Below are 13,026 nucleotides of genomic sequence, written 5' to 3'. Positions count from 1 at the left end.
GAAACTCCAGCAAGGCGAGTTGACACTCGCTTCCTACTTCATGAAGTCCCCGCCGGTCCAGTACTTCGACGACGAGGCCCTGGCCAACGTCGAGAAGTTCATCAAGGGCGAGGTCGAGCGCTGACCCTCCGAGGTCCGATGCGTTTCACCTGACGAGGGTCCCCGCGGCACTGCCCGGGGACCCTCGCCGTATGTGAGTCTTGCTGCCATGTCCGTCGTACGTGATCTGCGCGTACTGCTGCGCCTGCGCGATTTCCGGCGCCTGCTCGCCGTCCGGCTGCTCTCCCAGTGCGCGGACGGGGTCTACCAGGTCGCCCTGGCCACGTACGTCGTCTTCTCCCCCGAGAAGCAGGCGACCCCCGCCGCCATCGCCTCCGCCATGGCCGTGCTGCTGCTCCCGTACTCCCTCGTCGGCCCCTTCGCCGGCGTCCTTCTCGACCGCTGGCAGCGCCGCCAGGTCTTCCTCTACGGGAACCTGCTCCGCGCCCTGCTCGCCGGCGGGACCGCCGTGCTGATCCTCGCCTCGGTCCCCGACTGGCTCTTCTACGCCTCCGCCCTCTCCGTCACGGCCGTCAACCGCTTCGTGCTCGCGGGGCTCTCGGCCGCCCTCCCCCGGGTCGTCGACGAGGAACGGCTGGTCGTGGCCAACTCGCTCTCGCCCACCGCCGGCACCCTCGCCGCCACCGTCGGCGGCGGGCTCGCCTTCGGCGTCCGGCTGCTCGCCGACGAGTCCGACGCCGCCGTGGTCGCCTTCGGTGCCGTGCTGTACCTCTGCGCCGCCCTCGCCTCGCTGAGGATCGCCCGGGCACTGCTCGGCCCCGACCCGGACCAGGTGCCGGGCCGGCTCTCCACGGCGCTCGCCTCCACCGCCCGGGGCCTCGTCGCCGGCCTGCGCCATCTCTCCGAGCGCCGGCAGGCCGCCCGGGCGCTCACCGCCGTCGGGCTGATGCGCTTCTGCTACGGCGCTCTGCTCGTGACCGTGCTGATGCTCTGCCGGTACGCCTGGAGCACCACCGAGTCCGAGGGGCTCGGACTTCTGGGGATCGCCGTCGCCGCCTCGGGCGCGGGCTTCTTCGCCGCCGCCGTCCTCTCGCCCTGGGCGGTGGGCCGGTTCGGGCCCTTCGGCTGGATGGTCCTCTGCACGGCCGCGGCCGCCGTCCTCGTCCCGGCGCTCGCCCTGTTCTTCAGGCCCACGCCGTTCCTCGTCGCCGCCTTCGTCCTGGGGCTCATCACCCAGGGAGCGAAGATCGCGACCGACACCGTGGTGCAGACGAGCGTGGACGACGCCTACCGCGGCCGGGTCTTCTCCCTCTACGACGTGCTCTTCAACGTCGCCTTCGTGGCGGCGGCCGGGGTCGCCGCCCTGATGCTGCCGCCGGACGGCCGCTCACCGCTGCTGATCGTGCTGGTGGCCGCCGGATACGCGGGCATCGCCCTGCTCCTGCGCGGGGCCGGACAGGAACGGTGACGTTTCACGTGAAACACCGCTCGGGGTGTTTCACGTGAAACAGGGGCGCGGGGTCAGTCGCGCGCGGCCCACCACTCCTTGAGCGCGGCGACGGCCTGCTCGTACTCCATCGGGCCGTTCTCCAGGCGCAGCTCAAGCAGGAACTTGTACGCCTGGCCGACGGCGGGACCCGGCTTGATCTCCAGGATCTCCTGGATCTGGTTGCCGTCGAGGTCGGGCCGGATCGAGTCCAGCTCCTCCTGTTCCTGGAGCTGGGCGATGCGCTCCTCCAGGCCGTCGTAGGCGCGGGAGAGCGCGGACGCCTTGCGCTTGTTGCGCGTGGTGCAGTCCGAGCGGGTCAGCTTGTGGAGGCGCGAGAGCAACGGGCCGCCGTCGCGGACATAACGGCGTACGGCCGAGTCGGTCCACTCTCCGGTGCCGTAGCCGTGGAAGCGCAGATGCAGCTCCACGAGCCGCGAGACGTCCTTGACCAGCTCGTTCGAGTACTTCAGCGCGGTCATGCGCTTCTTGGTCATCTTCGCGCCCACCACCTCGTGGTGGTGGAAGGAGACCCGGCCGTCCTTCTCGAAGCGGCGGGTGCGCGGCTTGCCGATGTCGTGGAGGAGCGCGGCGAGCCGGAGCACCAGGTCCGGGCCGTTCTCCTCCAGGTCGATCGCCTGGTCGAGGACGGTCAGGGAGTGCTCGTACACGTCCTTGTGCCGGTGGTGCTCGTCGCTCTCCAGACGCAGCGCGGGCAGCTCCGGGAGGACGTGGGCGGCGAGGCCGGTGTCGACGAGCAGGCCGAGGCCCTTCCGCGGGTGGGCGGAGAGCAGCAGCTTGTTCAGCTCGTCCCGGACGCGCTCGGCGGAGACGATCTCGATCCGGTCGGCCATCTCCGTCATCGCGGTGACGACCTCGGGGGCGACCTCGAAGTCGATCTGGGCCGCGAAGCGGGCCGCCCGCATCATGCGCAGCGGGTCGTCGGAGAAGGACTCCTCGGGCGTGCCCGGGGTGCGCAGGACCCGTGCGGCGAGGTCCTCCAGGCCGCCGTACGGGTCGATGAACTCCTTCTCGGGGAGGGCCACGGCCATCGCGTTGACGGTGAAGTCACGGCGGACGAGGTCCTGGTCGATGGAGTCGCCGTAGGAGACCTCGGGCTTGCGGGAGGTGCGGTCGTACGCCTCGGAGCGGTACGTCGTGACCTCGATCTGGTAGCCGTCCTTCTGCGAGCCGACGGTGCCGAAGGCGATCCCGACCTCCCACACGGCGTCCGCCCAGGGACGGACGATCTTCAGGACGTCCTCGGGGCGGGCATCGGTGGTGAAGTCCAGGTCGTTGCCGAGCCGGCCGAGGAGGGCGTCCCGTACCGAGCCGCCGACCAGGGCGAGGCGGAATCCGGCCTCCTGGAAGCGGCGGGCGAGGTCGTCGGCGACAGGGGCCACACGCAGCAGTTCGCTGACGGCGCGGCGCTGCACCTGGCTCAGTTCGGTCGAGGTGTCTTCGTTGGCGTTCGGCACAACAGAAAAGGGTACGTGCCCCGCTCCGCCCCGGCGCCCTCGTTTTCCCGTGCCCGCCGCGTCCGGTCGGGAGCCGTGTGTGAGCTTCTTGTGAAAAGGGCCTCTTCCGGCGTCATCGGCTGGAGGACTCCCCGGCACTCGGCCCCGTCATGCCTCGTTACCATGCCTGGACACAGCAACCGGGAACCACTGGCATCACGGGCACCACCGACAACGACGAGGACGGGCGAACGCGTGGCTGAGGCGGCAGCTTTCCAGGGAACCGGTCCCTCACCTGCCCGCCGATGGCTACGGCGCACGCTCACCGTGGCCGTCGGGGCACCCCTCCTCGCCGGTCTGCTCCAGAACCCCTCGGCGGCCCAGGCGGCCGAGGAGACCCCGGTCTCCCGGACGGTCGATGTGTCGATCGACACGCTGACGCCGAGCGCCCCGGTCGAAGGGGACACCGTCACCGTCACGGGCACGCTGACCAACCGCGGCAAGCGGACCATCACCGACGCGACCGTGAACCTGCGGGTCGGTCCGCGGATGGACAGCCGCAGCGAGATCGACCAGGTCGCCCGCCGGAAGGGCTTCCGCTCCGACAGCGACCCCCGGCCGCTGGACTCCCCGGAGATCGAGATCAAGCGCCTCGCCGTCGGCGTCCCCCAGGACTTCCGGATCTCCGTGCCCGTCGCCGATCTGGACCTCGGCGACGAGGGCGGCGTCTACCAGCTGGGCGTCTCCCTCACCGGGCAGACCTCGGACGCACGGTGGAACCGCGTCCTCGGCATCGAGCGGACCTTCCTGCCGTACCAGCCCGAGCCGACCGCCAAGCGGACCCAGCTCACCTACCTCTGGCCGCTGGTCTCCTCGGCCCACATCTCGGCCGACACCGCCTCGGACGAACAGCAGAGCCCCGTCTTCCAGGACGACGAGCTGGTCGAGGAGCTGCGCCCCGGCGGCCGGCTCGACCAGATGGTCACCCTGGGCAAGGACCTCGCGGTCACCTGGGTGATCGACCCGGACCTGCTGGCCTCCGTCGACGCCATGGCCAACGGCTACCGGGTCAAGGACGGCACCGGGCACACCGCCGGCACCGAGGCGAACCGCAAGCTGGCCGAGCGCTGGCTCGGGGAGCTGGAGAAGGCCGTGCAGGGCCGCAAGGTCGTCGCGCTGCCCTTCGCCGACCCCGACCTCGCCTCCCTCGCCCACCGCGGCAAGGCCGTCCCCGGGTCCCTCGGACACCTCCAGTCGGCGACGGCGCTGGCCGGGTCGACCGTGGAGACGATCCTCCACGTCCAGCCGGCCACCGACTTCGCCTGGCCCGTCGAGGGGGCCGTCGACCCTTCGATCATGGCGGTCGCGACCTCGGCCGGGGCCCGCAAGGTGATCGCCCGCAGCGACAGCATCCAGGACGACGACCTCTCGTACACCCCCACGGCGGCCCGTCCCATCGGCGGCGGCGCCACGGCGGTGGTGAGCGACGCGGAGCTGTCGACCGCCTTCCAGGGCGACATGGTCCGCGCCGAGACGTCGACGCTCGCCGTCCAGGAGTTCCTGGCGCAGACCCTCGCGATCACCCTGGAGCAGCCTCAGGACCGGCGCAGCGTCGTCGTCGCCCCGCAGCGGCAGCCGAGCGTGTCCCAGGCCCAGGCGATGGCGGCGGCCGTGCGCGGGCTCGGCGCCAAGCGCTGGACCGAGCCGCTCGACCTGGTCGCCGCGGCGGCGGCCAAGCCCGACCCCGACGCCTCCACGAGGGTGCCGCGCGCCTCGCAGTACCCGAAGAAGCTCCGCGACAGCGAGCTGCCGGTGGACGCCTTCCGGGACATGAAGACCACGGGCGACGAGCTGGACGACTTCAAGGTCATCCTCAGCGACGCGACCCGGGTCGTCCCGCCGGTGGGCACCGCGATCAACCGCGAGATGTCCACCTCCTGGCGCGGGCGGACCACCGCGGCGGCGATCTACCGGGTCGACGTCCAGGACGTCCTCCGGCGCCTCACCAAGAGCGTGGTGCTCGTCGACAAGTCCGCCCTGACCCTCTCGGGGCGCAGCGCCACCATCCCCGTCACGGTGCAGAACAAGCTCCTCCAGGACGTGGAGGGGCTCGTCCTGCGGCTGACCTCCAGCAACGGCACCCGGCTGAAGGTCGACGGCGACACCTCGGCCGACCTGCCCATCACGGTCCGCGCCGGGCACAGCCAGTCGGTGAAGTTCCCCGCCTCGGCCAACGCCAACGGCCAGGTCTCGATGACCGCCCAGCTGTACACGGTGGACGGCACGCCCTACGGCTCCCCGATGACCTTCTCCGTGAAGGTCTCGGAGATGACCCCGACGGTGATGCTGGTCATCGCCGGCGGTGTGCTGCTCCTCGTCCTCGCCGGCGTCCGCATGTACAGCCAGCGCAAGCGCCTCGCCGCCCGCGCCGCCGAAGCCGAAGCCGACACCGAATCCGAAGCCGACGCCCCGAGCGAGGCCGAGGCAGAGGCAGAGACCGAGGCGGAGACCGAGGCGGAGACGGCGGCCGGGAGCACGGCCGGGGACGAGAGCGACACGGCGGACGGAGCCGGGCAGCCGAGTGACCCGGACGCGGACACCGGCTCCGAAAGCGGCGACCCGTCGGGCCCGGGTGAGAAAGTGGACCGTTGAGCGATGTCGTGGCCGGTCGGCCGGGGACGATGAGGTGGGGTAACCATGAACGCGCCGTACGACGCTGAGCGCGGCCAGGGTGCGGGCGGCGCCGCACCGTCCGGCGGCATGCCCGTTCCCCCCGTCGGGCCGGACGGGCAGCCGCTCCCGCAGGGGCAGCACCCCGGGTACCCGCCGCAGGTCCCGTACGGGACGGAGCCCTACGGCGCCCAGCCGCAGGAGCCGTCCGCGTACCCCGGGAACCCGCCTTCCGAGAACGCGTACGCCCAGGACCCCTACGTCCAGGACGCCTACGCCCACGACCCGTACCGGGCGCGCGACCTGTCCGCGCAGGACCCGGTGGGCGAGGCGCTCTACGACCGCGCCGCCCACCCGCCGCCCCCGCCGGGCACGTACCAGGACCCGCAGGCGCTCTACCAGCAGCCGGCCGCGCCCCAGCACGCCCCGGACCCGCGGGTCTGGGCACAGACCCCGGCGCCCGAGCCCGACGGCCCGTCCCGCCACCTCCCCTACGGCGACGACGCCCGCACCGTGCAGTTCACCGGCGTCGACGACCTGGTGACCCGGGCGAGCGAGGACGAGCGGCCCGAGCAGGACGCCTTCGCCCACCTCTACCGGGACCAGCAGGGCCAGGTGCCCGCCCCCGCCGCGGAGCCCGACCCGCTGCCCGCCCCGCCGAAGAAGGGCGGCCGCGCCTCCGGGCTGCTGAAGTCGAGCGCCGTGATGGCCGCCGGCACCCTCGTCTCCCGGCTCACCGGCTTCGTCCGCTCGCTGGTCATCACCGGCGCGCTCGGCGCCGCGCTGCTCGGCGACACCTTCACCATCGCGTACACCCTGCCGACGATGATCTACATCCTCACCGTCGGCGGCGGCCTCAACTCGGTCTTCGTGCCGCAGCTGGTCCGCTCGATGAAGAACGACGAAGACGGCGGCGAGGCCTTCGCCAACCGTCTGCTCACCCTCGTCATGGTGGCACTCGGCCTGATCGTGGTCGCCGCCGTCTTCGCGGCGCCGGTCCTGATCCGGCTGATGTCGAACACCATCGCCGACGACGCCGCCGCCAACAGCGTCGCGGTGACCTTCGCCCGCTACTGCCTGCCCACCATCTTCTTCATGGGCGTGCACGTGGTGATGGGTCAGATCCTCAACGCCCGCGGCAAGTTCGGCGCGATGATGTGGACCCCGGTCCTCAACAACATCGTCATGATCGTCACCTTCGGCCTGTTCATCTGGGTCTACGGCACCTCCGCCGAGTCCCACATGGGCGTGCAGACCATCCCCGACGAGGGCATCCGCCTCCTCGGCATCGGCACCCTGCTCGGCCTCGTCGTCCAGGCGCTGGCGATGCTCCCGTACCTGCGCGAGACGGGCTTCCGCTTCCGGCCCCGCTTCGACTGGAAGGGCCACGGCCTCGGCAAGACCGTCAAGCTCGCCAAGTGGACCGTCCTCTTCGTCCTCGCCAACCAGGCGGGCGTCCTCGTCGTCACCCAGCTCGCCACCGCGGCCGGCGAGGAGTCCGGCAAGAACGGCGCCGGCTTCCTCGCGTACTCCAACGCGCAGCTGATCTGGGGCATGCCGCAGGCCATCATCACGGTCTCCGTCATGGCCGCCCTGCTGCCCCGGATCTCCCGCGCCGCCAGCGACGACGACCCCGGCGCCGTCCGCGACGACATCTCCCAGGGCCTGCGCAACTCCGCCGTCGCCATCGTCCCGGTCGCCTTCGCCTTCCTGGCCCTCGGCGTCCCGATGTGCACCCTGCTGTACGCCTCCAGCGGCGTCCAGGCCGCCCAGGGCATGGGCTTCATCCTGATGGCCTTCGGCCTCGGCCTGATCCCGTACTCCGTGCAGTACGTCGTCCTCCGCGGCTTCTACGCCTACGAGGACACCCGCACCCCCTTCTACAACACGGTCATCGTCGCGGCCGTCAACGCGGCGGCCTCCGCCCTCTGTTACGTCCTGCTGCCCGCCCAGTGGGCCGTCGTCGGCATGGCCGCCTCCTACGGCCTCGCCTACGCCGTCGGCGTCGGGATCGCCTGGCGCCGGCTGCGCAACCGCCTCGGCGGCGACCTCGACGGCTCCCAGGTGATGCGCACCTACGCCCGCCTCTGCATGGCCTCCCTGCCGGCCGCGGTCCTGTCCGGGGCCGTCGGCTTCGGCCTGCTGAAGCTGCTCGGTGAGGGCGCCCTCGGCTCGCTGGTCGCCCTCGTCGTCGGCGGAGCGGTGCTCCTCGGGGTCTTCTTCGTCGCCGCCCGCCGCATGCGGATCACCGAACTGAACACCCTCGTCGGCATGGTGCGGGGCCGTCTCGGACGCTGATCCCACCCCCCAGGACAACCTTCGGGGGGACCCGTGTGTCGTGCACAGCGTCCGACTGTGGGCACAATTGGCTTGGCTGTTGGATGTGGCGCAACGGATGGGGAGGCAGGAACGACGGTGGCGGAACGTAGCACGGCTGCCGTCGACGTGGCCGACAACAGCGGTGACGACCCGCTGACCGCGCAGGCGGACACGGCCGCGACCGACGGGGTGGCGGAAGAACGAAAGACGGCGGAGGAGCCCTCCGAGGCCCCCGAGCAGAAGGCGGTCGAACGGAAGAACGGCGAGCAGCCCTCCCTCGCTCCACCCGAATTGCACAGCGGTCACAAACTGGCCCGGCGCTACCGGTTGGAGGAGTGCGTCACCCGTCTGGACGGTTTCAGCAGCTGGCGCGCCGTCGACGAGAAACTGCGGCGGGCCGTCGGCGTGCACCTGCTGCCGGCCGACCATCCGCGCGCCCGCTCCGTCCTGGCCGCCGCCCGCTCGGCGGCGCTCCTCGGCGACCCCCGGTTCGTCCAGGTCCTCGACGCGGTCGAGGAGAACGACCTCGTCTACGTGGTCCACGAGTGGCTTCCGGACGCCACCGAGCTGACCGCGCTCCTCGCGGACGGTCCGCTCCAGGCCCACGAGGCCTACCAGCTCGTCTCCCAGATCTCCCAGGCCATGGCCGCCGCGCACCGCGAGGGCCTGGCGCACCTGCGCCTCACGCCGAGCGCCGTCCTGCGCAGTTCCACCGGCCAGTACCGCATCCGCGGCCTCGCCGTGAACGCCGCCCTGCGCGGCATCACCGCCGACCGCCCCCAGCGGACCGACACCGAGGCCATCGGCGCCCTCCTCTACGCGGCGCTCACCCAGCGCTGGCCGTACGAGAGCGACGCCTACGGCCTCTCCGGGCTCCCCAAGGGCGTCGGCCTGATCCCGCCGGACCAGGTCCGCGCCGGCGTCCACCGGGGCCTCTCCGAGATCGCCATGCGCGCCCTCGCCAACGACGGGGCCACGGCGTCCCGTCAGGAGCCGCCCTGCACCACGCCGGACGAGCTCGCCAAGGCCGTCGCCGCGATGCCCCGCGTCAAGCCGCCGGAGCCGGAGTTCCCCGCCCCCGCCGAATACCAGCGCACCACCTACCAGCAGGGCACCTATGGGCGCCCCCAGCCGCGCCCCGTGGTCACCCAGCCCCTCCCGGCCCCGCCGGCCCCTCTGGAGAGCCGCACGGGCAAGGCGTTGAAGTGGGCCGTCGGCGCCCTCCTCATCGCGGCCCTGGGCCTCGGCAGCTGGCAGATCGCCGACCGGCTCCTCAAGCCGGAGCCCAAGGAGGAGAAGCCGGTCGTCCAGACTCCGGTCGACGAGAAGCCCGCGCCGCCGAAGCCGGTCACGATCGCCTCCGCCAAGGACTTCGACCCCTTCCCCGAGGGCAATGGCGAGGAGTACCCCGAGGCGGTACGGAACGCCCTCGACGGCGACCCGAGCACCTACTGGCACACCAAGAACTACACGACCGCCAACCTCGGCAATCAGAAGGACGGCGTCGGGATCGTCCTGGACCTGGGATCGGCGCAGAAGGTCAGCGAGGTCGACCTCTCGCTCATCGGACACACCTCGGTGGAGATCCGCACGGCGCCCGAGGACGCCTCCACGGCACCGTCCACGGCGAACGGCTTCACCACCCAGGCGTCCGATGCCGGCACCGAGCTGAAACTGAAGCTCAGCAAGCCGGCCACGACCCGCTACGTTCTGGTCTGGCTGACGAAGCTGCCCCTGAACGACGGCGAGTTCCGCGGCCAGCTGTCCGAAGTCAAGGTCATGGGCTGACGACAGGGGAGGGGGCTCACCGTTGGACCGTCCGATAGACGCCGCAGACGACCGGGAACTCCTGGCCCGTCATGTCGCCGGGGACCCGGACGCCTTCGGTGAGCTCGTACGACGCCACCGCGACCGACTGTGGGCGGTGGCGCTCCGGACCCTGGGAGACCGCGAGGAGGCCGCCGACGCCGTCCAGGACGCCCTCCTCTCGGCCTTCCGGGCCGCCCACACCTTCCGGGGCCAGTCGGCCGTCACGACCTGGCTCCACCGCATCACCGTGAACGCCTGCCTGGATCGCCTCAGGAAGACCGTCACCCGCAGGACCTCACCGGTGGACGACACCGCCCGCTTCGAGCAGCTCCTCGAACCGCACGAGTCCGCCGAGGCGCCCGCCGAGCGCGAGGACCTCCACCGGCAGCTGCTCGCGGCGCTCGCCACCCTCGCCCCCGACCAGCGCGCCGCCCTCGTCCTCGTCGACATGCAGGGATACCCCGTCGCCGAGGCCGCCCGTGTCCTCGGCGTCCCCACCGGCACCGTGAAGAGCCGCTGTGCACGCGGTCGGGCCCGGCTGCTGCCGATGCTCACTCATCTGCGCGCCGACACCGTGGGTAACGAGCCCCCCGAGGGGGGAAGGAACCGGACGCCGGGGGCATCCGTCCCACCGGTGTCGGAGCCGACGGAAACAGGACCGACCGATCCAACTGCTGTGAAGGGCGGAGGTGGGCGCGCGTGACCACGACCGACAAGGCCGACACAGCACAGCACCCGGACGTCTCGGAGATCTCCGACCTGACCGAGGGGCTGCTCTCCCCGAGCCGCTCCGCGACCGTCCGCAGGCATCTCGACGGCTGCACGCTCTGTGCCGACGTCCGGAGTTCCCTGGAGGAGATCCGGGGGCTCCTGGGCACCCTTCCGGGCCCTCCCCGCATGCCCGCCGAGATCGCCGGCCGGATCGACGCCGCTCTCGCCGCCGAAGCACTCCTCGACGCCACCGCCCCCGACGCGCCCCGGCCTGTTTCACGTGAAACCACGGCCACGGAGAAGGCAGCTGTTTCACGTGAAACAGCCGCCCCGGCTCCCCAGCCCCGCCCCGCCGCCGGGCGTCCTCCGGCTCCTCGGGCCGCCACCGGCCCCGGGCGGGGGCGCACCCGTCACCGCGGCCGGATCGCCGCCCTCGCAGGTCTCGCCGGGACCCTGGTCGCCGCCGTCTGCGCCGTCAGCCTCTACGCGCTCACGCAGAACGGCGCGGACACGAAGGGCACCGCGGCCGACACCGCCGCGAGCGCGCCGCTGGGCGCCTTCTCCGGGGAATCGGTCGAGGACAGGGTCGAGAGCCTCCTCCGCGGCGACGGGCCCGCCGCACGGGCCCCGAAGGGGGAGCGGCCCGAGTCGCTCTCTGCGGAGACGACGGAGAGCGCCGGCGTCGCCCAGCGCAACCTCGACGGAGCTCTCCCCGACTGCGTCCGCGCGGGCACCGGACGGCAGGACGCCGTCCTCGCGTCCGAGCGCGGCGAGTACGAGGGCACCTCCGCCTATCTCCTGGTGCTCCCCGACCCCGAGGACAGCAGCCGGGTGGAGGCGTATGTCGTCGACGCCTCCTGCACCGGGAACACTCCGGCGAAGCTGCTCACGACCGCCTCCTACCCGAAGCCCTGAACGGTTCCTCGCCCCTGAGCCGCCCCTAGGCCGCCCCTCGGTCGTCTCACTGTCCGTCTCATGTACGCGCCGCGCGGCGCTCTCGGGAATGCTCGCCCCTTAGGATCCGTTGGGTGGGGTGAGAGTGACCGAGACACCGCCCCCGTAGGCAGTAGGCAGTCTGCAGAGACGAGGAAGAAACCCGTGAGCGACGTCCGTAACGTGATCATCATCGGCTCCGGGCCCGCGGGTTACACCGCCGCGCTCTACACGGCCCGGGCGTCGCTGAACCCGCTGGTCTTCGAAGGTGCCGTCACCGCCGGTGGCGCCCTCATGACCACCACCGAGGTCGAGAACTTCCCCGGCTTCCGTGACGGCATCATGGGCCCGGACCTCATGGACAACATGCGGGCGCAGGCGGAGCGCTTCGGCGCCGAGCTCGTTCCGGACGACATCGTCGCCGTGGACCTCACCGGTGACATCAAGACCGTCACCGACACCGCCGGCACCGTGCACCGCGCCAAGGCCGTCATCGTCACCACCGGCTCGCAGCACCGCAAGCTCGGCCTGCCGAACGAGGACACCCTCTCCGGCCGCGGCGTCTCCTGGTGCGCGACCTGCGACGGCTTCTTCTTCAAGGACCAGGACATCGTCGTCGTCGGCGGCGGCGACACCGCGATGGAGGAAGCGACCTTCCTCTCGCGCTTCGCCCGGTCGGTCACCATCGTCCACCGCCGTGACACCCTGCGCGCCTCCAAGGCCATGCAGGAGCGCGCCTTCGCCGACCCGAAGATCTCCTTCGCCTGGGACAGCGAGGTGGCCGCGATCCACGGCGACCAGAAGCTCACCGGTCTGACCCTGCGCGACACCAAGACGGGCGAGACCCGCGAGCTGGCCGCGACCGGTCTCTTCATCGCCGTGGGCCACGACCCGCGGACCGAGCTGTTCAAGGGCCAGCTGGACCTCGACGAGGAGGGCTACCTCAAGGTCGCCGCCCCGTCGACCCGCACCAACCTCACGGGCGTCTTCGGCGCCGGTGACGTCGTCGACCACACCTACCGTCAGGCCATCACGGCCGCCGGTACCGGCTGCTCCGCCGCGCTCGACGCCGAGCGCTTCCTGGCCGCTCTCTCCGACAGCGAGAAGCTGGCCGAGACCCCCGCGGTCTGACCCGAGCTCTCTTCACCCACACCCCGCGAAGTTAAGGAGGCCGCCGTGGCCGGCGCCCTGAAGAACGTGACCGACGCTTCCTTCGAAGAGGACGTCCTCAAGAGCGACAAGCCCGTCCTGGTGGACTTCTGGGCTGCCTGGTGCGGCCCGTGCCGCCAGATCGCCCCGTCGCTGGAGGCCATCGCCGCCGAGCACGGCGAGATCGAGATCGTGAAGCTCAACATCGACGAGAACCCGGCCACGGCCGCGAAGTACGGCGTCATGTCCATCCCGACGCTCAACGTCTACCAGGGCGGCGAGGTCGTGAAGACCATCGTCGGCGCCAAGCCGAAGGCGGCCATCCTGCGCGACCTGGAGCCCTTCGTCGCCGCGAAGTGACCCACGCTGTTTCACGTCTCCGCCTCACAGCGGTCGGAGCGCGGGCTCCTTCTGCACCGCGCCGAGCAGCCGGTCCAGCGCCATCTCGACGTCCTCCTTCCAGGAGAGCGTCGTCCGCAGCTCCAGCCGGAG

The 13,026-nt window shown here is 71.7% G+C and carries 9 protein-coding genes and 1 pseudogene; 8 read left to right on the top strand and 2 right to left on the bottom strand.

Features of this window, described 5'->3' with window-relative positions; genetic code table 11:
• Window positions 1-208 precede the first annotated feature (208 nt).
• Window positions 209-1,468: an MFS transporter gene (locus HHL19_RS36635; protein WP_169094752.1), complete on the top strand. Its 1,260-nt coding sequence runs from the start codon at window positions 209-211 to the stop codon at window positions 1,466-1,468.
• 53 nt (window positions 1,469-1,521) lie between these two features.
• On the opposite strand, the gene HHL19_RS36630 is transcribed toward HHL19_RS36635, so the two are convergent.
• A complete protein-coding gene (locus HHL19_RS36630) occupies window positions 1,522-2,964 on the bottom strand; it encodes a CCA tRNA nucleotidyltransferase (protein WP_169094751.1) in 1,443 nt (480 codons plus the stop codon).
• A gap of 234 nt (window positions 2,965-3,198) precedes the next feature.
• Between HHL19_RS36630 and HHL19_RS36625 the strand changes: the two genes are divergently transcribed.
• The 7 genes from HHL19_RS36625 (at window position 3,199) to trxA (ending at window position 12,894) form a co-directional block, all read left to right on the top strand.
• Entirely contained in the window at window positions 3,199-5,595 is a 2,397-nt protein-coding gene (locus tag HHL19_RS36625; protein ID WP_169094750.1) for a DUF6049 family protein, read from the top strand.
• 45 nt (window positions 5,596-5,640) lie between these two features.
• Window positions 5,641-7,911, top strand: coding sequence for a murein biosynthesis integral membrane protein MurJ (murJ, locus tag HHL19_RS36620; protein ID WP_169094749.1), 2,271 nt, complete (start codon window positions 5,641-5,643; stop codon window positions 7,909-7,911).
• 117 nt (window positions 7,912-8,028) lie between these two features.
• Window positions 8,029-9,720, top strand: coding sequence for a protein kinase family protein (locus HHL19_RS36615; protein ID WP_169094748.1), 1,692 nt, complete (start codon window positions 8,029-8,031; stop codon window positions 9,718-9,720).
• 22 nt (window positions 9,721-9,742) lie between these two features.
• Window positions 9,743-10,444 (top strand): RNA polymerase sigma factor SigM, encoded by a 702-nt coding sequence (gene sigM / locus HHL19_RS36610; protein WP_169094747.1) that lies wholly within the window; start codon window positions 9,743-9,745, stop codon window positions 10,442-10,444.
• Entirely contained in the window at window positions 10,441-11,367 is a 927-nt protein-coding gene (locus HHL19_RS36605) for a hypothetical protein (RefSeq protein ID WP_169094746.1), read from the top strand. Before sigM ends, HHL19_RS36605 begins: the two co-directional genes overlap by 4 nt.
• Window positions 11,368-11,550: 183 nt before the next feature.
• Entirely contained in the window at window positions 11,551-12,516 is a 966-nt protein-coding gene (gene trxB / locus HHL19_RS36600; RefSeq protein ID WP_169094745.1) for a thioredoxin-disulfide reductase, read from the top strand.
• A gap of 45 nt (window positions 12,517-12,561) precedes the next feature.
• On the top strand, window positions 12,562-12,894 hold the full coding sequence (gene trxA / locus HHL19_RS36595; protein WP_043222711.1) for a thioredoxin: 333 nt from the start codon (window positions 12,562-12,564) through the stop codon (window positions 12,892-12,894).
• Window positions 12,895-12,918: 24 nt separating this feature from the next.
• Here trxA and HHL19_RS36590 read toward each other — a convergent pair.
• A pseudogene (locus HHL19_RS36590) lies at window positions 12,919-13,026 on the bottom strand (GNAT family N-acetyltransferase); the annotation flags it as partial.

The organism is Streptomyces sp. R302 (genome assembly GCF_012927245.1).
GTDB lineage: Bacteria > Actinomycetota > Actinomycetes > Streptomycetales > Streptomycetaceae > Streptomyces.
The sequence above is the reverse complement of the archived record's forward strand: the minus strand, read 5'-3'. Positions and strand labels throughout refer to the sequence as shown.